23 protein-coding genes are annotated in these 23,269 nt (G+C 52.8%); 20 read left to right on the top strand and 3 right to left on the bottom strand.

Annotation, left to right across the window (positions count from 1 at the left end; all coding sequences use genetic code 11):
* Window positions 1-35 precede the first annotated feature (35 nt).
* From hfq to motX, 7 genes are all read left to right on the top strand, one after another.
* Entirely contained in the window at window positions 36-305 is a 270-nt protein-coding gene (hfq, locus tag ACXAGQ_RS26995; RefSeq protein WP_039458576.1) for an RNA chaperone Hfq, read from the top strand.
* 25 nt (window positions 306-330) lie between these two features.
* Window positions 331-1,620: a ribosome rescue GTPase HflX gene (hflX, locus tag ACXAGQ_RS26990; RefSeq protein WP_475258153.1), complete on the top strand. Its 1,290-nt coding sequence runs from the start codon at window positions 331-333 to the stop codon at window positions 1,618-1,620.
* A gap of 57 nt (window positions 1,621-1,677) precedes the next feature.
* The gene (gene hflK, locus ACXAGQ_RS26985) at window positions 1,678-2,835 is read left to right on the top strand and encodes an FtsH protease activity modulator HflK (RefSeq protein ID WP_475258151.1); all 1,158 of its coding nucleotides are present in this window, start codon (window positions 1,678-1,680) and stop codon (window positions 2,833-2,835) included.
* 2 nt (window positions 2,836-2,837) lie between these two features.
* Window positions 2,838-3,836, top strand: a complete 999-nt coding sequence (hflC, locus tag ACXAGQ_RS26980) for a protease modulator HflC (protein ID WP_475258149.1) — start codon at window positions 2,838-2,840, stop codon at window positions 3,834-3,836.
* An 88-nt stretch (window positions 3,837-3,924) separates the two neighbouring features.
* Entirely contained in the window at window positions 3,925-4,119 is a 195-nt protein-coding gene (locus tag ACXAGQ_RS26975; RefSeq protein WP_039459590.1) for a DUF2065 domain-containing protein, read from the top strand.
* 122 nt (window positions 4,120-4,241) lie between these two features.
* Window positions 4,242-5,558 (top strand): adenylosuccinate synthase, encoded by a 1,317-nt coding sequence (locus ACXAGQ_RS26970; protein WP_475258148.1) that lies wholly within the window; start codon window positions 4,242-4,244, stop codon window positions 5,556-5,558.
* Between the two features lie 311 nt (window positions 5,559-5,869).
* Window positions 5,870-6,499, top strand: coding sequence for a flagellar protein MotX (motX, locus tag ACXAGQ_RS26965; protein ID WP_475258147.1), 630 nt, complete (start codon window positions 5,870-5,872; stop codon window positions 6,497-6,499).
* A gap of 99 nt (window positions 6,500-6,598) precedes the next feature.
* On the opposite strand, the gene hmpA is transcribed toward motX, so the two are convergent.
* A complete protein-coding gene (gene hmpA, locus ACXAGQ_RS26960; protein WP_475258145.1) occupies window positions 6,599-7,783 on the bottom strand; it encodes an NO-inducible flavohemoprotein in 1,185 nt (394 codons plus the stop codon).
* A 103-nt stretch (window positions 7,784-7,886) separates the two neighbouring features.
* Between hmpA and nsrR the strand changes: the two genes are divergently transcribed.
* From nsrR to rplI, 6 genes are all read left to right on the top strand, one after another.
* Complete coding sequence (nsrR, locus tag ACXAGQ_RS26955; RefSeq protein WP_475258144.1) at window positions 7,887-8,318, top strand: nitric oxide-sensing transcriptional repressor NsrR; 432 nt, start codon at window positions 7,887-7,889, stop codon at window positions 8,316-8,318.
* 117 nt (window positions 8,319-8,435) lie between these two features.
* The gene (rnr, locus tag ACXAGQ_RS26950; protein ID WP_475258142.1) at window positions 8,436-10,991 is read left to right on the top strand and encodes a ribonuclease R; all 2,556 of its coding nucleotides are present in this window, start codon (window positions 8,436-8,438) and stop codon (window positions 10,989-10,991) included.
* 3 nt (window positions 10,992-10,994) lie between these two features.
* The gene (gene rlmB / locus ACXAGQ_RS26945; RefSeq protein WP_475258140.1) at window positions 10,995-11,729 is read left to right on the top strand and encodes a 23S rRNA (guanosine(2251)-2'-O)-methyltransferase RlmB; all 735 of its coding nucleotides are present in this window, start codon (window positions 10,995-10,997) and stop codon (window positions 11,727-11,729) included.
* Window positions 11,730-12,028: 299 nt separating this feature from the next.
* Window positions 12,029-12,427, top strand: coding sequence for a 30S ribosomal protein S6 (gene rpsF / locus ACXAGQ_RS26940; protein ID WP_107351035.1), 399 nt, complete (start codon window positions 12,029-12,031; stop codon window positions 12,425-12,427).
* Between the two features lie 252 nt (window positions 12,428-12,679).
* Window positions 12,680-12,907, top strand: coding sequence for a 30S ribosomal protein S18 (gene rpsR / locus ACXAGQ_RS26935; protein ID WP_002539422.1), 228 nt, complete (start codon window positions 12,680-12,682; stop codon window positions 12,905-12,907).
* Window positions 12,908-12,944: 37 nt separating this feature from the next.
* Window positions 12,945-13,397 carry a 50S ribosomal protein L9 gene (gene rplI, locus ACXAGQ_RS26930; protein WP_475258138.1) on the top strand — a complete coding sequence of 151 codons (453 nt, stop codon included), beginning with the start codon at window positions 12,945-12,947 and terminating at the stop codon, window positions 13,395-13,397.
* A 107-nt stretch (window positions 13,398-13,504) separates the two neighbouring features.
* Here the strand turns inward: rplI and ACXAGQ_RS26925 are convergent, their stop codons facing one another.
* A complete protein-coding gene (locus ACXAGQ_RS26925; protein WP_475258136.1) occupies window positions 13,505-14,260 on the bottom strand; it encodes a DUF481 domain-containing protein in 756 nt (251 codons plus the stop codon).
* Between the two features lie 226 nt (window positions 14,261-14,486).
* Here ACXAGQ_RS26925 and ACXAGQ_RS26920 point away from each other — a divergent pair, with 226 nt between their 5' ends.
* The 6 genes from ACXAGQ_RS26920 to ACXAGQ_RS26895 all read left to right on the top strand — a co-directional run bounded on the left by ACXAGQ_RS26920 (window position 14,487) and on the right by ACXAGQ_RS26895 (window position 20,841).
* Window positions 14,487-15,884 (top strand): replicative DNA helicase, encoded by a 1,398-nt coding sequence (locus ACXAGQ_RS26920; RefSeq protein ID WP_475258134.1) that lies wholly within the window; start codon window positions 14,487-14,489, stop codon window positions 15,882-15,884.
* 62 nt (window positions 15,885-15,946) lie between these two features.
* A complete protein-coding gene (gene alr / locus ACXAGQ_RS26915) occupies window positions 15,947-17,026 on the top strand; it encodes an alanine racemase (protein ID WP_475258132.1) in 1,080 nt (359 codons plus the stop codon).
* A 36-nt stretch (window positions 17,027-17,062) separates the two neighbouring features.
* On the top strand, window positions 17,063-18,313 hold the full coding sequence (locus ACXAGQ_RS26910; protein WP_475258131.1) for a BamA/TamA family outer membrane protein: 1,251 nt from the start codon (window positions 17,063-17,065) through the stop codon (window positions 18,311-18,313).
* A gap of 142 nt (window positions 18,314-18,455) precedes the next feature.
* Entirely contained in the window at window positions 18,456-19,199 is a 744-nt protein-coding gene (locus ACXAGQ_RS26905) for a hypothetical protein (RefSeq protein ID WP_475258129.1), read from the top strand.
* The gene (locus ACXAGQ_RS26900; protein WP_475258128.1) at window positions 19,196-20,098 is read left to right on the top strand and encodes a hypothetical protein; all 903 of its coding nucleotides are present in this window, start codon (window positions 19,196-19,198) and stop codon (window positions 20,096-20,098) included. The genes ACXAGQ_RS26905 and ACXAGQ_RS26900 overlap by 4 nt, the downstream gene beginning before the upstream one ends.
* Window positions 20,099-20,154: 56 nt before the next feature.
* A complete protein-coding gene (locus ACXAGQ_RS26895) occupies window positions 20,155-20,841 on the top strand; it encodes a hypothetical protein (protein WP_475258127.1) in 687 nt (228 codons plus the stop codon).
* Between the two features lie 4 nt (window positions 20,842-20,845).
* On the opposite strand, the gene ACXAGQ_RS26890 is transcribed toward ACXAGQ_RS26895, so the two are convergent.
* On the bottom strand, window positions 20,846-21,265 hold the full coding sequence (locus ACXAGQ_RS26890; RefSeq protein WP_475258126.1) for a secondary thiamine-phosphate synthase enzyme YjbQ: 420 nt from the start codon (window positions 21,263-21,265) through the stop codon (window positions 20,846-20,848).
* A 293-nt stretch (window positions 21,266-21,558) separates the two neighbouring features.
* Between ACXAGQ_RS26890 and pgi the strand changes: the two genes are divergently transcribed.
* Window positions 21,559-23,211, top strand: a complete 1,653-nt coding sequence (gene pgi, locus ACXAGQ_RS26885) for a glucose-6-phosphate isomerase (RefSeq protein WP_475258125.1) — start codon at window positions 21,559-21,561, stop codon at window positions 23,209-23,211.
* Window positions 23,212-23,269 lie beyond the last annotated feature (58 nt).

The following is a 23,269-nucleotide window of genomic DNA, read 5'->3' as shown; positions in this document are numbered from 1 at the left end:
TAACTACAACTACAAACAAATAAGGAAAAGAAATAATGGCTAAGGGGCAATCTTTGCAAGACCCGTTTTTGAACGCTTTGCGTCGTGAAAGAATCCCAGTTTCAATCTACCTGGTTAACGGTATCAAGCTACAGGGCCAGATTGAGTCTTTTGATCAGTTTGTGATCCTACTGAAGAACACTGTTAACCAGATGGTATACAAGCACGCGATTTCTACTGTCGTGCCTGCACGTCCAGTTAACCACCACCACACAGGTGACCGCCCGGCTTCGGCAGAACGTTCACAAGAAAAAACCGAAGAATAATATTCTTCATTAAGGAGTTGATTGCTTGTTTGACCGTTATGAAACCGGTGAGCAGGCAATTCTTGTTCATATCAACTTCACGCAAGAAGGGGAGTGGGAAGACTTAAGCGAATGCGAAATGCTGGTCTCCTCCGCGGGAGTCAATACGCTACGGGTGGTTACCGGTAGTCGTAAAACTCCCCACCCTAAATATTACGTGGGTGAAGGTAAAGCACAGGAAATTGCCGAAGCGGTTCGGGCTGAAGACGCCGAGATCGTCATATTCAACCATTCACTTTCTCCAGCGCAAGAGCGTAACCTGGAGCAAATTTGCAAATGTAGGGTACTGGACCGCACCGGTCTGATCCTCGATATCTTTGCTCAGCGCGCGCGTACCCACGAGGGTAAGCTGCAAGTCGAGCTGGCACAGCTACGTCACATCTCAACCCGACTGATCCGCGGTTGGACCCACCTTGAACGACAGAAAGGCGGGATCGGCTTGCGTGGACCGGGTGAAACCCAGTTGGAAACGGACCGCCGTTTGCTTCGCGACAGGATCAAGACGATATTGCGCCGTCTTGAGAAAGTGGCCAAGCAGCGCGATCAGGGACGCCGGGCGCGAAACCGCGCGGAAATCCCAACGATTTCACTGGTCGGTTACACCAACGCCGGTAAATCGACGTTGTTTAACCAGGTCACTGATGCGGGCGTCTATGCCGCTGACCAGCTGTTTGCCACCCTAGATCCAACTCTGCGTAAGATCGATGTTGCCGATGTCGGTACCTCGATTTTGGCCGACACGGTCGGGTTTATTCGTCACCTGCCCCATGACTTGGTCGCAGCCTTCAAGGCCACCCTGAAAGAAACCCAGGATGCCAGTTTGCTGCTGCATGTCGTCGATGCCAGCGATGATCGTTTCCGTGAAAATATCGAAGCGGTTGATACGGTACTCGAAGAGATCGACGCCGGCGAGGTGCCAACTTTGGTGGTGATGAATAAGATCGATAATCTGGAAGGGGCGTCGCCACGTATTGAACGTGATGAAGCCGGTGTTCCCCAGCGAGTATGGGTCTCGGCGATGGAAGGACAGGGCATTGACCTGTTGTTCGATGCCCTGACCGAGCGTTTGTCGGGCACCATGGTGAAACATACCTTGCGCTTGCCGCCACAATTTATTGGCCGTTACCGCAGTAAGTTTTACCAATTGGGCTGTATTGTCAGTGAGGAATACGACGACGATGGCAGCTTGAAAATCGACATTCGTTTGCCGTTGGCAGAGTGGTCTAGGTTACAAAAAAGAGAAAGTACTTCGTTAGATGACTTTATCGTTGCTTAATGGACTGCTAGAGTAATAAAAAAAACTGTCGTCATATCATATTGATGGAGTTCTATAATGGCGTGGAATGAGCCTGGTAACAACGGCGGCCGTGATAAAGACCCTTGGGGTAACAATAATCGCGGTGGTCGTGATCAAGGTCCGCCGGATCTCGATGAGGTTTTCTCGAAACTGAGTCGTAAATTCGGTGGCATTTTGGGGAATAAAAAGGGACCCTCGACTGGCGGCAGTGCTGCTGGCCTTGGGGTAATCGCAGTATTGGCTGCAGCGGTATGGGGCTTCTCCGGTTTCTATACCATCGGCGAAGCGGAGCGCGGGGTTGTTTTGCGCTTCGGTAAATTCTACGAAATGGTAGATCCGGGTCTGAACTGGAAGCCTACCTTTATCGATGAAGTCGAGCCAGTCAACGTACAGGCAATTCGTTCTTTGCGCAGCTCAGGCTTGATGCTGACCAAAGACGAAAACGTACTGAAAGTGGAAATGGACGTTCAGTACCGCGTGGCCGAGCCACAGAAATACCTGTTCAGCGTCACCAATGCGGATGACAGCTTGCGTCAGGCAACTGATTCTGCACTTCGTGCAGTGATCGGTGACTCGACCATGGATGAAGCCTTGACCACTGGTCGTCAGGTGATCCGTGCTAATACGCAAGAAGCAATTGATGGCATCATCCAGCGCTACGATATGGGTCTGTTGGTCGTTGACGTCAACTTCCAGTCTGCCCGTCCGCCGGAAGCGGTGAAAGATGCTTTTGATGATGCTATCGCAGCGCGAGAGGATGAGGAGCGTTTCGTTCGTGAAGCAGAAGCTTACAGCAATGACATCTTGCCGAAGGCAACCGGTCGTGCCGAGCGTCTGAAGAAGGAAGCGGAAGGTTACTCTGAGCGTGTGATCAACGGTGCACTCGGTGAGGTGGCACAGTTCGAGAAGCTGTTGCCGGAATACCTAGCAGCTACTGAAGTTACACGTAACCGTCTGTACCTTGAGACAATGGAACGCGTTTACTCGAATACCAGCAAAGTCATGGTCGACTCGCAATCAAGCGGAAACCTGCTGTATTTGCCTCTGGACAAGCTGATTAACCCAGCCCAGCAGAGCAGCCAACCGAAGAGCGGTTCGTCTAGCGATTACGGTATTGAGCTCGAGAAAGTCGAGACCGCCCCGGTATCAACTGCCCCGCGTAGTACCGATACTGGCCGTCAGGGGAGATTTTAATTATGCGTAAGTTAATGATCCCAGTGATTGTTGTCTTCATCGCGGCATTGCTGATGTCAATGTTCGTGGTCCAGGAAGGCGAGCGCGGTATTGTTGTTCGTTTCGGCCGTATCCTTAAGGCGCCTGATTCGGAAGTGGCAAAGATCTACGAGCCGGGCCTGCACTTCAAAGTGCCGGTATTCGACCGTGTCCGTACCCTGGATGCCCGTATCCAGACCATGGATGACCAGGCAGACCGTTTTGTAACGTCTGAGAAAAAAGACGTGATCATCGATACCTACGTGAAGTGGCGTATTGAAGATTTCGGCCAGTACTACCTGACCACCGGTGGTGGTGATGCGCTAACGGCGGAAGCGCTGCTGAAACGTAAGGTGGTCGACAGCCTGCGTGCGGAGATCGGTTCTCGAGAAATCAAGCAGATCGTCTCTGGCCCTGACCGTGGTGTTCAAGTAGATAGCACGGCTGTGGTTGAAGAAGATGATGCGCCAGCGTCTGAAATCGTGGCTGAAGTCGCTCCTCGCAAAGAGGTAGAAGGTCAGCGTGATCAAATCATGGCCAATGTATTGGCCGACATCAAAGTCAGCGCGTTTAAAGACTTGGGTGTCGAGGTGGTGGACTTCCGAATGAAGAAAATCAACCTGCCTGATGAGATCAGTGAATCTATCTACCGTCGTATGCGTGCCGAGCGTGAGTCGGTTGCCCGTAAGCACCGCTCTCAAGGCCGTGAGAAAGCGGAAGTTATCCGCGCCCAGTCTGAGCTAGAAGTTGCGAAGATCATCGCTGACGCTGACCGTCAGGCTCGAGTAGTACGTGGTGCTGCGGATGCTGAAACGGCGCAAATCTATGCGGGTGCGTTCAACAAGAACCCGGAGTTCTACAACTTCCTGCGTTCGTTGAAAGCCTACGAGAACAGCTTTAATTCCAAGAATGACATTTTGGTGGTTGATCCGAATACGGACTTCTTCAAGTACATGAAGGAATCCAGCGGCGTCGCTAACTAAGCGCCATTAAGGTTGTGATGAAAAGGCAAGACTTCGGTCTTGCCTTTTTTATTGGGTATAATCCAGCCATCAATGCGAGGAGATGACAATGAGTAAGGCGTTTTGGATGGCACTAGGGCTAGTGCTTGTGTTTGAAGGACTTGGCCCATTACTAGCCCCAAAAGGTTGGCGCGAGATGGTGAGCCAGTTGAGCCAGCAGGATGATAATTCCCTGCGCCGTATCGGTGGCTGCTTGGTGGTTGCCGGCAGTGTCATCGCATATATGATGTACACTAGTATGTAAATTCCGCTAGCACGTTTGCGTGACAGGCTTCTTGCAGTTTTGCCTCCCATGGTCAAAAAATGACTGCAAGCCAACGTTGAAGGTGCTAGAATCCCTTTTTAACTACTGATAGACGAAGAAAGATGGCAAATAATGTAGTCGTTCTTGGCACCCAATGGGGTGACGAAGGTAAAGGTAAGATCGTAGATCTATTGACCGAAGATGCAAAATACGTAGTGCGCTACCAAGGTGGTCACAACGCTGGTCACACCCTAGTCATTGACGGTGAAAAAACTGTCCTTCACCTGATCCCATCAGGTATCCTACGTGACAACGTTAAATGTATCATCGGTAACGGTGTAGTACTTTCTCCAGACGCACTGATGAAAGAAATGGGCCCGCTAGAAGAACGTGGTATCCCTGTTCGTGAACGTCTGTTCCTGTCAGAAGCTTGTCCGCTAATCCTTCCATACCACATCGCTCTAGACCAAGCGCGTGAAATCGCTCGTGGTAAGAAAGCGATCGGTACAACTGGCCGTGGTATCGGTCCAGCTTACGAAGATAAAGTTGCTCGCCGTGGCCTACGTGTTGGCGACCTGTTCGACAAAGAAGCATTTGCCGAGAAGCTTAAAGAAGTTATGGCTTACCACAACTTCCAGCTTGAGCACTACTACAATGCTGAGCCGGTAAGCTACGAAGAAGTACTTGAAAACATCATGGCACAGGCTGATATCCTGACTGCAATGGTTATCGACGTAACTAAAGAACTTGACGACGCGCGTCTGCGTGGCGACAAGATCATGTTCGAAGGTGCGCAGGGCACACTGCTAGATATCGACCATGGTACTTACCCGTACGTAACCTCTTCAAACACCACTGCTGGTGGCGTTGCAGCAGGTTCTGGCTTCGGTCCTCGCCACCTAGGTTACATCCTGGGTATTGCGAAAGCATACTGCACACGTGTTGGCGCAGGTCCATTCCCGACTGAGCTATACGACGGTCTAGACAAGCAAGACCCAGTTGGTAAGCACCTGGGTGAAGTGGGTAACGAGTTTGGCGCGACCACAGGTCGTCTACGCCGTACGGGTTGGTTCGATGCCGTTGCTATGCGCCGTGCTATCCAGATCAACTCAATCTCTGGCTTCTGCCTAACCAAGCTAGACGTACTGGATGGCCTGGAAGAGATCAAGATCTGTACTGGCTACAAGACCAAAGATGGCGAAATCCTAGATGTCTCTCCAATGGCGGCTGACGCTTACGAGAACATTGAGCCAATCTACGAAACAGTACCTGGCTGGTCTGAAACAACATTCGGTGCTAAGTCTCTGGATGCCCTTCCGCAGACTGCACTAGACTACATCGCTCGTATCGAAGAGCTAACTGGCGTGCCAGTTGACATCATCTCTACCGGTCCTGACCGTAACGAGACAATCATCAAGGTTCACCCATACGGTGAGTAATTGCTGATTGCTGTGCGAGTGCATTGCGAGAGCAATGTGATAGTACTGCAATGGTAATGATTGATACGAAAGCCAGCCTCAAGGGGCTGGCTTTTTTTATGGTTTCTCGCCGACAGATCAATCTGTTTTCTGTAGCGGAACTAAACCCTCGAGGAGGGGTTGGTTCCAAAACCGAGCTTTGCTGATTGCGTCAAAAACCTAATTAGACTATGTCATTGAAACGCCGGAAAATTGCCGTTTAGGGTGTTTTTTCTCTAAAGTCTGCTGCTCTGCCGCCGATAACGTTAGCACGTTTGGAAAGAGATCTATCCATGAGCCTACGCCCATTAGCCTTTGCTATTGCCTTGTGCAGCGCGATGCCTGCTTCCGCCCTGGAAGAGGTGGGTGATGCTGTACCTGTGTACAGCGAAAATGCGCTCAACCGGATGTTCGTCTCCAACAGCCATTTGCAGCAGGTGAGGGCTGATGATTGCCAGCTGGTACAGGATATTGAAGCCAGGGCGATCCGGGTCGAATCCCCTTCCTACCAGTTTCTCTACGGCGACATGCTTGCCTGGGGCGTGTGTGTCGACCGCGATGTCGAGCTTGGCATCCACTACATGCAGTCGGCTGCCCAGCAAGGCTCGCCAGCAGCGTTAGAGCAGCTCGGGCGTTATTACGCCCGCGGTACTCTGGTCCAGCAAGATCGGGAGCGGGCGATCCCCTACCTGCGTGAAGCCGCTGCTATGGGTAATGTCGATGCCCGCATCCAGCTTGCCGAGTTGCTGCTGAGCAACTACGGCAGCCCGCTCGACTTTGAAGATGCCTACCGCTGGCTGTACAACACGGTGACGGCAAGCCAAAGCACCCACAACAAGATTGCGAGCTTGCGCCGCGGGTTGGAAAACCGGATGCCGGCCAATGTCATTGCCAGGGCCAAGCGGCGGGATAGTTTCTGGTAAGCCAGGGAGCAGGAAGCTGAGGAACTGCGGTTGTGGCGAGTGCCAAGCCTAGGGTGGAAATAAAAAAAGAGAGGCTGGCGCCTCTCTTTTTCGTTGCGGTTAAATCACCTTGTGCGGGCCGAAGCATTCGTAGTGAAGCTGCTCTTCGGCAACGCCCATCTCCAGTAGCTGCTTGGCGACATGCTGCATGAAGCCGACCGGACCACAGAAGTAATAGTGCATGCCCGGGGTCGTGACCAGCTCTTTGATCTTGTTCAGATCCATCATACCGTCAAACTGGAAGTCCTCTGCTTGGCTGTCTGAAGCCAGCGGCTCACGGTACCAGGTGTGGCTGGTAAAGTGGTCGTGCTCGGCGACCATGCGCGCGACGGTGTGTTTGAAAGCATGGTGGCCGCCGTTCTCGGCAGCATGTAGCCAGTGCACATCGGCTTGGTGAGCCGTCAGGGCTTCAAGCATCGACAGGGTCGGTGTTAGGCCGACACCGGCAGAAAGCAATGCCACTGGTGTACCGGGTTCCACATCAAGGAAAAAGTCGCCGGCAGGTGGGGCAAGCTGGACTTTATCGCCCACTTGCAAGGCATCGTGCAGATAGCTCGAGACCTTGCCACCCTCTTCGCGCTTGACCGAAATACGGTACTGATTGGCCTGTGGCGCAGTAGATAGGCTGTATTGGCGGATTTCCTGGTACTCGAAGCCTTCTGGCTGGAGGTAGATCCCAAGGTATTGGCCTGGCAGGTAGCCAGCCACCGTACCGCCGTCGGCAGGCTTGAAGGTGAAGCTGGTGATCACTTCGCTCTCTTGGGTTTTCTCGTTCAGGATAAATTCGCGGGTGCCGCGCCAGCCGCCCGACTTGCCTTCGTTTTCCTGGTAGATCTCTTCTTCGCGCTTGATAAAGATATTGGCAAGCAGGCCGTAGGCTTCCGCCCACGCGTCTAAGACTTCTTGGCCTGGCGAAAGCAGATCGTCAATGGTACCCAGCAGGTGGCCGCCAACAATCGCGTATTGCTCGGCGGTGATCATGAAGCTGGTGTGTTTATGGGCTATTTTTTCCACTGCCGGCAGCAGGGCCGGCAGGTTTTCGATATTGTTGGCGTAGGCGCAGATAGCATTGAATAGCGCTTCGCGCTGGTCGCCGTTGCGCTGGTTGCTCATATTAAAAACATCTTTGAGCTCAGGGTTGTGGCTGAACATACGCTCGTAGAAATGGGCTGTGAGGGCTGGGCCAGTTTGGGCGATCACTGGGGCGGTTGCCTTGACGATATCGATAGTTTGGGAGCTAAGCATGACTTTACCTTTAATGGTGTATTTATAATATATGTTTTAAGTTGTATCGTATCTGTATCTTTTAGTCAATAACCAGATTAAAATGTCGGCAGGAGGAGTTATTGTGCAACTGACGAGTTTTACCGATTACGGCCTGCGCGCCCTTATATACCTAGCGACCCTGCCACAGGGGGAGCTGACGAGTATTACCAAAGTGACCGAGGTATACGGTGTGTCACGTAACCATATGGTGAAGATCATCAACAAGCTGGGACAGCTGGGTTACGTCGAGACAGTACGCGGCAAAAATGGTGGGATCCGCCTGGGCATGCCAGCCGATAAAATCGTGGTTGGTGATGTCGTGCGGGCGATAGAGCCCTTGCAGATCGTCAATTGCAGTGAGGACTTTTGCCATATCACCCCGGCCTGCAAACTGAAAGGTATCCTTTTCGATGCACGCCAGGCATTCCTCAATGAGCTGGATAATCACACCCTGTCAGAAATGATCAATGACAACCCGCCCCTGCGTGTCCTGTTGGGCCAGCCAGTGCAGTGATAGAAAATCAATAACTTCAAAATCTCTCTGGGGAGCTAATTTTTCGACTTGGCTCCCGTCTGTTCACCTAGGGCGCGGATATACTTGAAGTATCTCTTCGCCAACTTGGATCTAATTATGTCAAAAGGTACTACCGATTTACCGGTCGATCCTTTTCGCGATCGCGAAGCATCAAACTACGAAAATCCTATTCCCAGCCGCGAGATGCTGCTGGAAGTGATTCGCGGTTACTCGGCGCCCGTCAGCCGCGATCAGCTGTTTGAAGAGCTAAAACTTGAGGGCGATGACCAGTATGAAGGCTTGCGCCGTCGCCTGCGCGCGATGGAGCGTGATGGCCAGCTGATCTTCACCCGCCGCCAGTGCTACGCCCTGCCTGAGCGCCTCGACTTGATCAAGGGTCATGTCATTGGCCACCGGGACGGGTTTGGCTTTCTGCGTCCGGAAGGCACCCACAGCAAGGAAGAAGACTTGCTGCTTCCCCACCACCAGATGCGTGGGGTGATCCACGGCGATTACATCCTGGCTCAGGTCGCTGGTACCGATAAGCGCGGCCGCCGTGAAGGCCGTGTGGTTCGTGTATTGCAGCAATACGAAGGGCAGATTGTCGGCCGCTTCTTTATCGAGGACGGTATGGGTTATGTGGTGCCGGATGACTCTCGCATTGCTCAGGATATCGTGATCCCGAATGACCAACGTATGGGAGCCCGGATGGGCAACGTGGTGGTTGTGGAAATCAATCAGCGTGCTACCCGTCAGTACAATGCCGTCGGTAAGGTGGTCGAGGTACTGGGCGAGAATATGGCGCCGGGGATGGAAATTGAAATCGCCCTGCGTACTCATGATATTCCCCACGAGTGGCCGGCGGAAGTCGATAAACAGATCCAGGGGCTTGGCGAAGAAGTCCCTGAGGAGGCCAAGAAGGGCCGTGTTGACTTGCGTGACCTGCCATTGGTAACGATTGACGGCGAAGATGCCCGTGACTTCGACGATGCAGTTTACTGTGAGCGCAAGAAATCAGGCGGCTGGCGTCTTTGGGTGGCAATTGCTGATGTTTCTCATTATGTCCGTCCGGGTTCCGCGCTTGATACTGAAGCCGTACGTCGTGGTAACTCGGTATACTTCCCGTCTCAGGTGATCCCGATGCTGCCGGAAGTCCTTTCCAACGGCTTGTGCTCGCTCAACCCGCAGGTTGACCGCCTGTGTATGGTGTGTGAGATGACCATCTCGGCATCCGGCAACCTATCCGGCTATAAGCACTACGAAGCGGTAATGAACTCCCATGCCCGCCTGACCTACACCAAGGTTAGTAAGATGCTGGAAGGCGACGAGGAACTGCGCGAGCGTTACGCGCCATTGGTGCCACACCTTGAAGAGCTGTATAGCATGTACAAGGTGCTCAAGACTTCACGTGAAGAGCGCGGGGCCATTGAGTTCGAAACTGTCGAAACCCAGTTCATCTTCAATGCCGATCGCAAGATTGACCGCATTGTGCCAGCTGAACGTAACGATGCCCACAAGATCATCGAAGAGTGTATGATCCTGGCTAATATCGCCTCGGCCTCGTTTGTCGAGAAAGCCAAAGAGCCGGCGCTGTACCGGGTACACGATACTCCGGGTGAAGAGCGTCTTACCGGTTTCCGCGATTTCCTCGGCGAGCTCGGCTTGCAGCTTTCCGGTGGTTTGGAGCCTGCGCCGAAGGACTATGCAGCCCTTGCGGCGATGATCCAGAGCCGTCCTGACCATGAGCTGATCCAGACCATGCTGCTGCGCTCGATGAAGCAGGCGGTTTATCAGGCTGATAATATCGGTCACTTCGGCTTGGCCCTGAAGCGCTATGCCCACTTTACCTCGCCGATCCGCCGTTATCCGGACTTGACCCTGCACCGTGCGATCAAATATTTGGTGGCCAAGCAAGAAGGGACCAACAAAGATCGCTGGACGCCAACAGGCGGTTACCATTACTCTTTCGACGATATGGATACCCTCGGCGAGCAGTGTTCAATGACCGAGCGCCGCGCTGATGATGCAACCCGTGATGTGGCTGACTGGCTGAAATGTGAATACATGCAAGACCATGTCGGTGATGAGTTCGAAGGGGTCATTGCCAATGTGACCGGCTTCGGTTTCTTTGTTCGTTTGAATGAGCTGAACATTGATGGCCTTGTTCATATCTCGAACCTGGCCAATGATTACTACCAGTATGATCCGATCGGTCAGCGCCTGATTGGTGATAGCTCCGGTCAGGTGTATCGCCTGGGTGATACGGTGAAAGTCAAGGTAGCGTCGATTAACCTCAATGACCGCCAGATTGACTTTGATATCGTCGGCAGCAACCGCAAGCCGCGTGGGGCTGGCAAGACCGCCAAGAGCCGTGAGAAAAAACAGCGCATGCGCAAAGCTGAGGGCATGCAGCGCCAGAGCATGAAGGTATACCGCGTTAAAGATGGAGAGGCCGAACAAGAGTCGCGCTCGAAGTCGAAGAAAGAACGTAGCTCGGTGCGCCAGAAGCTGAAAGCCGGTGCGATTCCGAAACTTGAGGAAGATAAGGCACCGGAAGGCAAGGCCGGTAAGAAGGGCGGCAAGGGTAAGCCGACCGCGAAGAAAAAATCGACCAAGGTCCGCAAGAAGAAACAGCGTGCCGGTAAGAAAGAACGAGCAGCGAAGAAGAACTAATCCATGAGTAATAACATGATTTTCGGCATCCATGCCGTGAAAGCCGTTTTGGCGTCAGACCCTTCACGCTTCATTGAAGTTTTTGTGTTGAAAGGCCGCGAGGATGACCGTTTGTTGCCGGTGATCAACGAGCTGCAGATGCTGGGTATCACTATCCAGCAAGCAGGCCGCAAGGCACTCGACGACAAAGCCAAAGGAGCATCACACCAGGGTATTATTGCCCGTGTGCGCCCGGGCAAGCAGTACAACGAGAACGACCTCGATGATGTGCTGGCTGGCAAAGAGAGCCCGCTGCTGTTGGTACTCGATGGCGTGACCGACCCGCATAACCTAGGCGCCTGTCTGCGTAATGCGGATGCAGCCGGTGCGGTGGCGGTCATTGTGCCGAAAGACCGTTCGGCGCAGCTAAACGCGACTGCTAGCAAGGTAGCTTGTGGTGCAGCGGAAGTAGTGCCACTAATCCGTGTGACCAACCTAGCCCGTACCCTGCGTGCACTGCAGGACAAAGGCGTATGGGTGGTGGGAACCGCTGGTGAGGCGACTCATGATCTTTACCAGAGCAAGCTGACCGGCCCGCTGGCGATTGTGATGGGTGCTGAAGGCGAGGGTATGCGCCGCCTGACTCGCGAGACCTGTGATGATCTGATCAAAATTCCGATGGCTGGCTCGGTCTCAAGCCTGAACGTATCGGTCGCGACTGGCATCTGCCTGTTCGAGGCAGTGCGTCAACGCCAGTAACAGCAGGAACTGGGAAAAACTGTTCCTAGGCCCTAGGTAAAAAGATAAGTCCACACAGCTTGCTGTGTGGATTTTTTTATTGGTATCGGAAAAGTATAAGCAATACTTGACCCTTGCTATTAGTTAGGAACACTTCGGCTGCAACCCAGAACCCCATTTCATCACAAATTTCTCTTGCTTCAATTGTCCATTCTCTGTACTATTCTGCCTCCAAATTCTCGGTTATTTATTTTAGTTCCTTGCTTCTCTTGGTTAACCGGGCCAATCCGAGAAGCTGATTAATCCGTAAGGAGCAACCAATGCGTCATTACGAAATCGTATTCATGGTGCACCCTGATCAAAGCGAACAGGTTGCTGGCATGGTCGAGCGTTACACTGCTGCTATCAAAGATTCTGGCGGCCAGATTCATCGTCTAGAAGATTGGGGCCGTCGTCAACTGGCTTACCCAATCAACAAACTGCACAAAGCACACTACGTTCTACTGAACGTTGAAGCTGAGCAGTCTGTAATTGACGAGCTGGAGTCTAACTTCCGTTTCAACGATGCAGTGATCCGTAACATGATCATGCGTACTAAAGGCGCTATCACTGAGCCATCTCCAATGATGAAGGCTAAAGAAGAGCGTGCCCCACGTCGTGAAGAGCGTGCAGAGCAACCAGCTCCAGCACAATCTGAAGGCGAAGCAGCAGCTGAGTAATTTTTGCTCGACCAATCGCCTGGTGTCGTTTGGCGTCATTGCTTAAGCCCCCAAGCGAAGCACATTGTTAGCAAGAAATGCTTTAGCGTTCTGGTTAGCAAGCAAGGTCAACAAATACTCACTCAAGTTTTAGCTGTTGGCAACCACATTAAGGTAAGGGACGTTGTCTCGTACCAAACCGAAGGCAATAGCATCGGTAGATTAATGTTGTATGCCAACCACATTGATAAAATTTAGATCAGGAGATAGCCCATGGCTCGTTTCTTCCGTCGTCGTAAGTTCTGCCGTTTCACTGCAGAAGGCGTACAAGAGATTGACTACAAAGACGTAGCAACTCTTAAAAACTACATCACTGAAGCTGGTAAAATCGTACCAAGCCGCATCACTGGTACTCGCGCTAAATACCAGCGTCAGCTAGCTCGCGCTATCAAGCGTTCTCGTTACCTAGCACTTCTACCGTACACTGACAAGCATCAGTAATCGGTAGCGGTTTAATTAAGTTTAAGAGGACAAGATAATGCAAGTTATTCTACTTGATAAAATCGGTAACCTAGGTGGCCTTGGCGATCAGGTTAACGTTAAAGCGGGTTTTGCTCGTAACTTCCTTATCCCACAGGGCAAGGCAGTAATGGCTACTAAAGCTAACGTTGAAATGTTCGAAGCTCGTCGTGCTGAGCTAGAAGCAAAAGTTGCTGAGCAACTTACTGCTGCTGAAGCACGTGCTGAGAAAGTTAACGCGCTTGAAGCTGTAGTTATCGCATCTAAAGCTGGTGACGAAGGTAAACTATTCGGTTCTATCGGTACTCGTGACATCGCTGACGCAATCACTGCGGCTGGTGTTGAAGTAGTGAAGAGCGAAGTTCGCCTACCAGAAGGTGCACTACGTACGACTGGCGAATTCGAGATCAGCGTTCAGCTGCACTCTGACGTATTCGCAACTGTTAACCTAAACGTTGTTGCTGAAGACTAATAACGTTTTGTGTTGATTGATTAAAACCAGCCTCCGGGCTGGTTTTTTTATGCCTGAAACCCAGTACTAAACTGTGGGAGAGGGTGTAAGAAGGGTAGTTGCCGGGATTACATCTTGAATAGCAGGTTGATCGTCATGGCGGAGTCGCGCTTTTTCAGGCCATCGGGCACCCAGCTGTTGAGTTTCTGGTTGTTGGTGATCTTGATGGCGGCAAAGTCACTGATGTCGGTCGTGAGGTTGAACTCGGCTTCCATGGTGCTGTTGCTGTTGCCGGCAATACCGGTCAGCCGCACGCCCAGCTCAACGGTTTTCGACGGTTTCCAGGTCATTTTGGCATTGCCTCGGAGGATCAGCTCATCGACTGTTTCCGGTGGGATGATATCGTCATCGTCGATCTCATCGAGGTTGGGCTCCTGGTGGCGGTAGCCCGGGCCGGCTTCCACTTCCATCTGGAAGGTCTCCCGCCGAACTAACTGGTAACCCATACCGGTTGCAAGGGTGAAATCGGTAAAGTAAGGCCCGTAGCGGTCATCAACATAGTTGATGTTGCCCAGCACATAGGTCCGCTCATTGATCTTTTTGTCACTCTGCAGCTCAACCTGTCCCTTGCGCTTGTCCTCTTCCCCGTCTTTTTCAGCCAGCAGGAAACGCAGCTCGCCACTGTGTCGGTATTGATTTTTGACATAGACCCCGCCAATGCGGGTGTTGAGCGTTTGCGAGTCCGAGTTTCCGCCCAGGGACTGGTAGCCGAGCTCCAGCTCAGTGGCTAAGGGTGGCGGGATCCGGGTTGGGCGTTCGTCACTGGTGTTGGCGAAGGCATGGGGGCTGGCAAGCAGTAATATAGCGAACAGTTTTCTTGCCAAGCGGCCTCCTCGTAGGTCGGAACAGATAAAGACTAAGCACCGCAGTGTAACCGATTTATGTCATCTTTAGGTCAGGAATTACAAACAGAATGCCCCAAATTGCTCCTAACCCCCTAAGATGGCAATTCAACCGGGAAAATTGCCATCAAGGCTATATTGATAGGTAGACTCTTTTCGAATTAAGGTATAATGCACGGCCTAGTTTCCGGCAATCATTTCAATTTCTATGGCAGAGAATAGCAAACCGAATCCTCAAAAAGACTCTAAGGTGGACGCAATTAAGATGGCGCCGCATTCGCTCGAGGCAGAGCAGTCGGTCCTCGGCGGCTTGATGCTGGACAACGAAAAATGGGATGTTGTTGCCGAGAAAGTGGTGGCCAAAGATTTCTACAGTCGCCCTCACCGAATCATTTTCGAAGGCTCGGCGGCCTTGTTGGAAGCGGGTAACCCGCTTGATCTTATCACCCTGTCTGAACACCTTGAAACGGCCGACCAACTTGAAGATGTGGGCGGTTTTGCCTATCTGGCAGAGTTGGCCAAGAACACGCCATCAGCAGCCAATATCCTGGCCTATGCCGAGATTGTCCGTGAACGGGCATTGATCCGTGACATGATCAGTGTGGCCAACGAAATTGCCGATGCCGGTTATGATCCCCAGGGGCGTGACAGCGAAGAATTGCTGGATATGGCAGAGAGCAAGGTGTTTGCCATTGCCGAGCAGCGTACCTCGGAAAACGAGGGACCGCAGAATGTTGAAGGGATCCTGGAAAAAACCCTCGAGCGTATCGAGACCCTCTACCAGACGCCGCAGGATGGTGTGACCGGCGTGACAACCGGGTTTACCGACCTGAACAAGAAGACGGCGGGCTTGCAGGGCTCGGATTTGATCATTGTCGCGGCGCGTCCGTCGATGGGTAAAACCACGTTTGCCATGAACCTGTGTGAGAACGCAGCGATGGCCGAGGAAAAGCCGGTTTTGATCTTCTCGCTGGAGATGCCATCGGAACAGATCATGATGCGTATGCTTGCCTCGTTGGCGCGAGTCGACCAGACCAAGATTCGTACCGGCCAGCTTGATGACGAGGATTGGGCGCGAGTGTCTTCAGCGATGGGCAAAATGCTGGAGAAGAAGAACATGTATATCGATGACAGTTCGGGCCTGACACCGACCGAAGTGCGCTCGCGAGCACGGCGTATAGCCCGGGACCATGGTGGCCTTAGCCTGATCATGATTGACTACCTTCAGCTAATGCGTGTGCCAAGCTTGCAGGATAACCGTACCTTGGAGATTGCGGAAATTTCCCGCTCGCTCAAGGCGCTGGCCAAAGAGCTTAATGTGCCGGTGGTAGCGCTGTCGCAGCTTAACCGCTCGTTGGAGCAGCGTGCCGACAAACGCCCGGTAAACTCGGATCTGCGTGAATCGGGCGCTATCGAGCAGGATGCCGACTTGATCATGTTCATTTACCGTGACGAGGTTTACCACGAGGACAGTGCACTGAAGGGCATTGCCGAAATTATCCTCGGTAAGCAGCGTAACGGCCCGATCGGTACGGTGCGCTTGACCTTCCAGGGGCAGTTCTCTCGGTTTGATAATTATGCCGGCCCGGCCTTCGATGATGAATAAGGCCGAGCTAGCCAAATAATGTAGTACCGGTTTGCCGGGGCAAGAATTAAGTAGGAACAAAGATGAAAGCGGCAACAGCGTATATCCATACCGAGGCACTGACCCATAACCTGCAGCAAATCCGCAGCCAGGCCCCGCACAGCAAGATCTTGGCGGTGGTCAAGGCCAACGGTTACGGCCATGGGTTGGAGCATGTCGCCAAGAGCCTGCCTGATGTCGATGGCTTTGGTGTTGCCCGTATTGAAGAAGCCCTGACCCTGCGCGCAGGTGGCGTGGTCAAACCGGTGCTGTTGCTTGAGGGTTTCTATGCCCCGTCTGATTTGCCTGTTCTGGTCACTAACAACATCCACACGGTTGTTCACTCTATTGAGCAACTAGAAGCCTTGGAGCAGGCTGAGCTGGATAGCCCAGTGGTGGTGTGGCTGAAGATAGATACCGGCATGCACCGCCTTGGGGTTCGCCCTGAGCAGTATGCCGATTTTGTCGAGCGCCTCCATGCCTGCCCCAATGTCGCCAAGCCGTTGCGCTATATGAGCCACTTTGGCTGTGCCGACGAACTGTCCAGCGATGTCACGCCACACCAGATTGATGCCTTCATGGCATTGACCGATGGGTGCCGCGGTGAGCGCTCACTGGCAGCGTCTGCCGGTATCCTGGCCTGGCCGGATAGCCATCTTGAATGGATCCGCCCGGGTATCATTATGTACGGTGTCTCTCCGTTTGCCGAAGATGGCCACGGCGCAGCATCATACGGCCTCAAGCCAGTGATGACATTGACTTCCAGCCTGATCGCCGTACGCGAAGTGAAAAAAGGCGAGTCGGTGGGCTATGGCGGGATCTGGACCAGCGAGCGCGATACCAAAGTTGGGGTTATCGCCATTGGCTATGGTGATGGCTACCCGCGGACAGCGCCGAATGGCACACCGGTGTTGGTCAATGGCCGTATTGTGCCGATGGCGGGCAGGGTGTCGATGGATATGCTGACGGTCGATCTCGGCCCAGACTCGGCCGACAAGGTCGGTGACGAAGCTATTTTGTGGGGCGAGGGCTTGCCAGCAGAGGTGGTTGCAGGTCATATTGGAACCATTGCCTATGAACTGGTGACTAAACTCACATCCAGGGTCGCGATGGCTTACCAATAGCCAGCACAATAATTACGGACTGATAAACTTATTATAATGACAAAGATTATCAAAGCCGCAGCACTGGCTGCGGCTTTTTCATACTCAACCGCAAGCTGGGCCGATAGCTGGCCGACATGGGATCCTGAAACGGCTTTCGTCCCTTTTGCTTTTTCGACCGATGCGATGGGGATCTCTGTCGGTATGGCAGGCTTGCTCAAGGGGGCAGGCCAGCCGCAGGCTGCATTGCTCGGAGCCGGGGTGTATAGCGAGAAAGGCACCTGGCTCACCTATCTTGGCGCCAGCAACTATATCCTTAGCCAGGACAGCCGTTGGCTGTTTGGTGCCGAGCTGTTCGATGCCAGTTACAAGCAGTTCGACTATTACCTTGGCGATGCTGCTAGCAACGACTCGTCGGCAGATGACAAGGTGTTGGCGGACGCCAAAGAGTTTCAGTACCGCTTATCGATGCGCTATGTATTGCCGTTGGGTGCCGGCAAAAGCCAAGGCCTGAGAGCTGCGCTGATGCCAGTCCGCAAGCTAACCGGCCATACGCCGTGGCAAAGTGGTGTCAGCTCATTGGAGTTTAGGCCGTTTTACCAGGGGCGGGAGTTCGATGATTTGCCGGCTTTGCACATTGAGCCTGCTGATTATAGCGAGGCTGAAGAGATCTGGGGGCTGGAAACCCGGTTTGATTGGGACAACCGCAACAACACCCGCAACCCGACCAAGGGGAGCCAAAGCCAGTTTTCGGTGACGGTCGACCCCGGCAGCAGTGACCGTGCCAGCTGGTGGAAATGGGAATTCGAGCAGAGCTGGTTCTGGTCATTCGGCAATCTGGGCGAACTGTTCGACCAACAGATCCTGGCCTTGAACATGTACACGGCCGATACCCCGAGCTGGAACAGTACCGAGCAGGTCAATGGCAGTGAAGAGTTTCGCCGTCCGCCGGCCTACGCTGCCAACCGCCTGGGTGGCCTGTACCGGCTGCGCAGTTTTTCTGGTGGTCGTTTTGTTGACCGGGCAGCTCTGAACTACAGCATGGAGTACCGGGTGATGCCGGACTGGCAACCGTTAGAAGATTGGCCGGTATTTGAGTGGTATGACGTCCCTTGGTGGCAATGGGTGGCCTTTGTCGATGTCGGCCGGGTGGCCGACGACTATGACTTAGCGGAATTGCACCGTGATATGAAGTGGAGCCTCGGCGGGGCCGTGCGTTTTCAGGTCGAGGGCATTGTGGTTCGGACCGAAATGGCCTGGGGCAGCGAGGACAGCTTGTTCAGGGTGATGATCAACCAGCCGTTCTAGCAGCTGTGTAAGAAATTGACGGGCGGCGAGCCGCCCGGTCAAGAAAGAAACTGAACTATACTTGTTCGTACCACTGCCTGTGTTTGTTACAATATCTTTCACTGTCTCGCCGTTATCCATCACTATTCTGGTATAGATACTCATGTCATCGAAATATCTCGAAAAGGCCTGGAGCCACAAAACCGTAAACCTAGAAGACAAGCTGTTGCTGGTGGCTTTGGCAGAGCTGTCAGACAGGGACGGCGCATTCATTACCAGCATGGCCCAGCTCAGGGAGATGATGTGTGCTTCCGAGAGCATGATCGATAACCTAATTGCCAAGTTGTCCATGGAGCAGGTGATCATTGGTGTGAACAAGGCGTCTGCGAGTTACCGCAGTAGCGGCAAAATCAATGGCCGGCTGAACTTTGACACCTATGTGGAGCAAAGTGTACCCAACAGCCAGGCCAGCTATGGCCAGCCCCATCACAGCAGCCCTGATGTCTACAGTAATGCCAAGCGGGTCTCGAGCTTCCACCGCTCCCAGGTAACCCCGGTTAACAAGACGATCTCCGGTAAGGCAATCAATATCCTCGAGCTATCGCCGAATGTCATTGAGCCATGGGCCGAAGCGGTGATGTTCAAGAGTGGCTATGGCAACCAGACCCAGGTGTGGGCATCCTTTGTTGAGCGTGTCCGGGAAACCCCGAGCAAGCAGCTCTATTCGCTTGATGAGCTCAGGAGCCGTCTGCATTCACACCTCCACAGCGAGAAAAGTTACAAGCAGGGTTATAACCGTTCTTCGGCTCGGCCGCAAACCGTCAAGCGGGGGGCGATTGATATCCTTGAAGAGAAGATTGCCAACTTTAACTTCAAGAGCGATGACGAAGGAGATGACTTGCTATGAGCTCACCAAAAAATATCAGTGAAACTCACGCCGAGTACTGGAACCGGATAAAGAGCGAGCTCAAAGCGCCCAAGGCGGCCGACCCTAGCGCTAAGCCCGCCCCTTCGGTACCGGCCCAGAGCCAGCCAGCAGCGCCTGCGGTCAGGAGCTCTGCACCGGTTGCCTCCTCTACACCGGTTCCACCTGCGCAGCATGAGGACCGCGGGGCGGTTGGCTTTGCGGCAGGCAGCCAGGATGCCTCGGGTTTCTCACCGAAAACCCAGATGATGCTGGATAAGTACAACGGCACCAGCCAGAAGAAAATCATGCAATTCTGGTATGACATGAACATGAACTTCGGGCAGAGCAAGGTGCGCCAGGAGTTCGGTGATGAGCCAGGTGAAAGGCTAATGCAGTTTGCCGCCTCGCTGGACCGCAACAGCTACCGCCGCCTCAAAGACAACCTTGACGAACGCCTCAAGAAAGGCCAAGAGTGGCCGCCGTCTTTTGCGGTCTTCAAAGCCCTTAAAGATACCCCGACTGATCGCGAGATCCTCGAGGCCCGCACCAATATCCTGACCTTGAAAAAGCCGGTCAGCCGGGTCGAGATCTATATCAGCAAGCGCAAGTCGGCCAAGCTCCGTACCCTGTCGGAAAAGTATATCGCCGAGGAGTTCCGCACCCTGTATCTCGAAGCGTTCGAGGAAGTGGAAATCTACGACCGCGACATCAAGCTCGATGAGCGGGAGTCGGCTATTAGCGAAGTGACCAACAACATTCCGAAGTCAGAGATGGACAAGGACATTGATGAGATGGTCGCCCACGGTTACAAATTACCCGGCAAGCTAGGGGATACTTTCGACAGGATCCAGTCCCTGAGGTCGAGTAATAGCCACGTGGTTATCGACGAGATTGACTAACCTGACGCCATGCTAGCAAGATAAGGCTGTTTTGTTTTTGAGGGGACTGGGGACCGATGCAAGAATTTACCGTGCTAGAGCGCAAGGACTCCTATTTTCTGTGCCGCAAAGGGGCAAGTCACTGCCGTATCATCATTGACGAGAACAGCCAGACCCTGCCGCTGGGCACTTTCATGTTACATGTCGAGGAAATCACCGACCGTTATGCCCACCATGCCAACGACGGTGTGTTCAGGCTGCTGATGCCCTTCGAAGAGCAGGGCAATATTGATATCTGCACCCTCGCCACCGGTCGCAAGAATCACTTCGTGTACAAGCGCTGCCTGCAGCTGGGCGGGAAGTGGGAGCCAGTGCTCAATGAGTGGGTTTTCTCGGCGGCGATAAAATATGAAGTCGACAAGCTGGCAGAGCAGATTAATTCTGAGCTGATCTATATCGAAGCCACCTTCAACGAAACCATCAAGCTTACCTCAGAGCCATTGACCCTGTTTGGGTACCCCCTGGTTAAATCCGTCGGCAGGAATGGCAAAGTATCGCTCAACTATGGCATGAAGCTTACAGCAGGCGAAATTGTATGTATGCCTGCAGGCGCCACGCAAACCATTATCTTGGCCGACTCGAAAGTGCGGCTGTATATCCCCAAGGCATTGCTGGATCTGCCGGCCTTTCATGAAGACTTTCTTTGTGTGGTTGATGTTGAAAAAAAACGCAAACCTCGCAAGCAAGTCAACTTTCCCTGGTAACCCGCTATTCTCCCTGCAGGGTGATCACCAGCCGCCGGCTACCGCCGTGGTCGCGGTGTTCGCCTAGGTAAATCCCCTGCCAGGTTCCCAAGGCCAACCGGCCGTTACTTATTGGCATACTAATACTGCTACCTATTGTCGATGCCTTGATATGAGCCGGCATATCGTCATCGCCCTCATAGGTGTGCTGGTAGTAAGGGGCACGCTCCGGCACGGATTGGTTAAAGTGCGCCTCCATATCGCTGCGGACGGTTGGATCGGCGTTTTCGTTGAGGCTCAAACTTGCTGAGGTGTGCTGGATAAACACGTGGGCAAGCCCGGTTTTGATTTGTGCGAGCTCGGCAATTTGTTGTTCAATTTCATCGGTAATTAGGTGGAAGCCGCGGGCGCGGGGGCGGAGCTGGATTGTTTTTTGGTACCACATCGTTATTATTCCTTTTAATACACGAGCAAGAAACGGGTTATATAGTCAATATATGCCGGTTTCCTGAGCTTGCCATTTACTCTCAAGTTTCGTGACCTGACGCAATGAAGGTAGGTATCCCTTCACGTCATAATTATTCATAAGTTGTAAAATTACAAAAATTTAGCTGACCTGTTAACTTGAGCTACACTAGGGTCAACATAACGAACAACATTTACTAAGATCGGGGATCCATTGCTTGGATTATGCTGACAAGACTAATGGATTAACAATTAAAAATCAGGAACTTCATCATGTTGAAAAACATCAATCCGACTCATACCGAGGCGTGGAAAGCGCTGACTGCACACTTCGAAGACGCCCAGGATCTTCAGCTTAGCGATCTGTTTGCTAACGACAGCGAGCGTTTCAACAAGTTCTCAGCCAACTTTGGCGATGACATCCTTTTGGATTTCTCAAAGAACCTGATCACTGAAGACACCATGAGCAAGCTGTTTGCATTGGCAGAGCAAACCGAAGTGAAAGCGGCGATTGCTGATCTGTTCAGCGGTGAGAAGATCAACAAGACAGAAAACCGTGCAGTACTGCACTCGGCACTGCGTAACCGCAGCAACACGCCTGTTATGGTCGACGGCGAAGACGTAATGCCAAACGTCAATGCGGTACTGGAAAAGATGAAAGCCTTCACTGCACGTATCGTTGACGGTGAATGGAAAGGTTACACCGGCAAAGAAATCACCGATGTAGTGAACATTGGTATCGGTGGCTCTGACCTTGGCCCTTACATGGTGACCGAAGCGCTGGCTCCATACAAAACCCGCCTTGGCATGCACTTCGTGTCTAACGTTGATGGCACCCACATCGCCGAGACATTGAAGGGTCTTAACCCAGAAACCACGCTGTTCCTGATTGCATCTAAGACTTTCACTACCCAGGAAACCATGACCAACGCCCACTCTGCGCGTGATTGGTTCTTGGCTTCGGCGGGCGATCAGGCACACGTTGCCAAGCACTTTGCCGCACTGTCTACCAATGCTCAATCAGTGTCTGATTTCGGTATCGATACTGACAACATGTTCGAATTCTGGGACTGGGTTGGTGGTCGTTACTCGCTATGCTCGGCTATCGGCCTGTCTATCAGCCTAGCTATCGGCTTCGATAACTTCGTCGAGCTACTAGATGGTGCCCACGCGATGGATAAACACTTCGCAGAAGCACCGCTTGAGCAGAACCTGCCAGTTATCCTTGCCCTGATCGGTATTTGGTACAACAACTTCCACGGCGCAGAGTCTGAAGCTATCCTGCCTTACGACCAGTACCTGCACCGCTTTGCTGCTTATTTCCAGCAGGGCAACATGGAATCGAACGGTAAGTGTGTCGACCGTGGTGGCAACCCAATCGATTACCAAACCGGTCCAATTATCTGGGGTGAGCCAGGCACCAACGGCCAGCACGCGTTCTACCAGCTTATCCACCAGGGTACCAAGCTGATCCCTTGTGACTTCATTGCCCCGGCAATCAGTCACAACCCGCTGAGCGACCACCATCCAAAACTGATGGCGAACTTCTTTGCCCAAACTGAAGCGCTGGCATTCGGCAAGACCAAAGAGCAGGTAGAAGCAGAGTTCCTGGCAGCAGGCAAGACGCTGGAAGAAGTGGCAGAGCTGGTACCGTTCAAGGTATTCGACGGCAACCGCCCGACCAACTCTATCTTGGTTAAGCAAGTGACCCCTGCGGTACTGGGCTCCCTGATTGCACTTTATGAGCACAAGATCTTCACCCAGGGTGTGATCTGGAACATCTTCAGCTTCGACCAGTGGGGTGTTGAGCTAGGCAAGCAGCTAGCTAACCAGATCCTGCCTGAGCTAGGCGGTGAAGAAGCAGTCGCTAGCCACGATAGCTCGACCAACGGCCTAATCAATGCATTCAAGCAGTGGCGCCAGTAATCGCCGCGTAATGAAAGCAATAAAAAACGCCGCTTAGCGGCGTTTTTTTTATGAAGAG

Source organism: Photobacterium sp. ABD4_091, assembly GCF_056160145.1.
This window is presented reverse-complemented; position numbering and strand designations above follow the sequence as displayed.

Excerpts from the sequence above, each read along its gene's own strand:
- hfq (WP_039458576.1), top strand. The coding sequence starts at position 36 with ATGGCTAAGGGGCAATCTTTGCAAGACCCGTTTTTGAACGCTTTGCGT.
- hflK (WP_475258151.1), top strand. The coding sequence starts at position 1,678 with ATGGCGTGGAATGAGCCTGGTAACAACGGCGGCCGTGATAAAGACCCT.
- hflC (WP_475258149.1), top strand. The coding sequence starts at position 2,838 with ATGCGTAAGTTAATGATCCCAGTGATTGTTGTCTTCATCGCGGCATTG.
- ACXAGQ_RS26975 (WP_039459590.1), top strand. The coding sequence starts at position 3,925 with ATGAGTAAGGCGTTTTGGATGGCACTAGGGCTAGTGCTTGTGTTTGAA.
- ACXAGQ_RS26970 (WP_475258148.1), top strand. The coding sequence starts at position 4,242 with ATGGCAAATAATGTAGTCGTTCTTGGCACCCAATGGGGTGACGAAGGT.
- motX (WP_475258147.1), top strand. The coding sequence starts at position 5,870 with ATGAGCCTACGCCCATTAGCCTTTGCTATTGCCTTGTGCAGCGCGATG.
- hmpA (WP_475258145.1), bottom strand. The coding sequence starts at position 7,783 with ATGCTTAGCTCCCAAACTATCGATATCGTCAAGGCAACCGCCCCAGTG.
- rnr (WP_475258142.1), top strand. The coding sequence starts at position 8,436 with ATGTCAAAAGGTACTACCGATTTACCGGTCGATCCTTTTCGCGATCGC.
- rlmB (WP_475258140.1), top strand. The coding sequence starts at position 10,995 with ATGAGTAATAACATGATTTTCGGCATCCATGCCGTGAAAGCCGTTTTG.
- rpsF (WP_107351035.1), top strand. The coding sequence starts at position 12,029 with ATGCGTCATTACGAAATCGTATTCATGGTGCACCCTGATCAAAGCGAA.
- rpsR (WP_002539422.1), top strand. The coding sequence starts at position 12,680 with ATGGCTCGTTTCTTCCGTCGTCGTAAGTTCTGCCGTTTCACTGCAGAA.
- rplI (WP_475258138.1), top strand. The coding sequence starts at position 12,945 with ATGCAAGTTATTCTACTTGATAAAATCGGTAACCTAGGTGGCCTTGGC.
- ACXAGQ_RS26920 (WP_475258134.1), top strand. The coding sequence starts at position 14,487 with ATGGCAGAGAATAGCAAACCGAATCCTCAAAAAGACTCTAAGGTGGAC.
- alr (WP_475258132.1), top strand. The coding sequence starts at position 15,947 with ATGAAAGCGGCAACAGCGTATATCCATACCGAGGCACTGACCCATAAC.
- ACXAGQ_RS26910 (WP_475258131.1), top strand. The coding sequence starts at position 17,063 with ATGACAAAGATTATCAAAGCCGCAGCACTGGCTGCGGCTTTTTCATAC.
- ACXAGQ_RS26905 (WP_475258129.1), top strand. The coding sequence starts at position 18,456 with ATGTCATCGAAATATCTCGAAAAGGCCTGGAGCCACAAAACCGTAAAC.
- ACXAGQ_RS26900 (WP_475258128.1), top strand. The coding sequence starts at position 19,196 with ATGAGCTCACCAAAAAATATCAGTGAAACTCACGCCGAGTACTGGAAC.
- ACXAGQ_RS26895 (WP_475258127.1), top strand. The coding sequence starts at position 20,155 with ATGCAAGAATTTACCGTGCTAGAGCGCAAGGACTCCTATTTTCTGTGC.
- ACXAGQ_RS26890 (WP_475258126.1), bottom strand. The coding sequence starts at position 21,265 with ATGTGGTACCAAAAAACAATCCAGCTCCGCCCCCGCGCCCGCGGCTTC.
- pgi (WP_475258125.1), top strand. The coding sequence starts at position 21,559 with ATGTTGAAAAACATCAATCCGACTCATACCGAGGCGTGGAAAGCGCTG.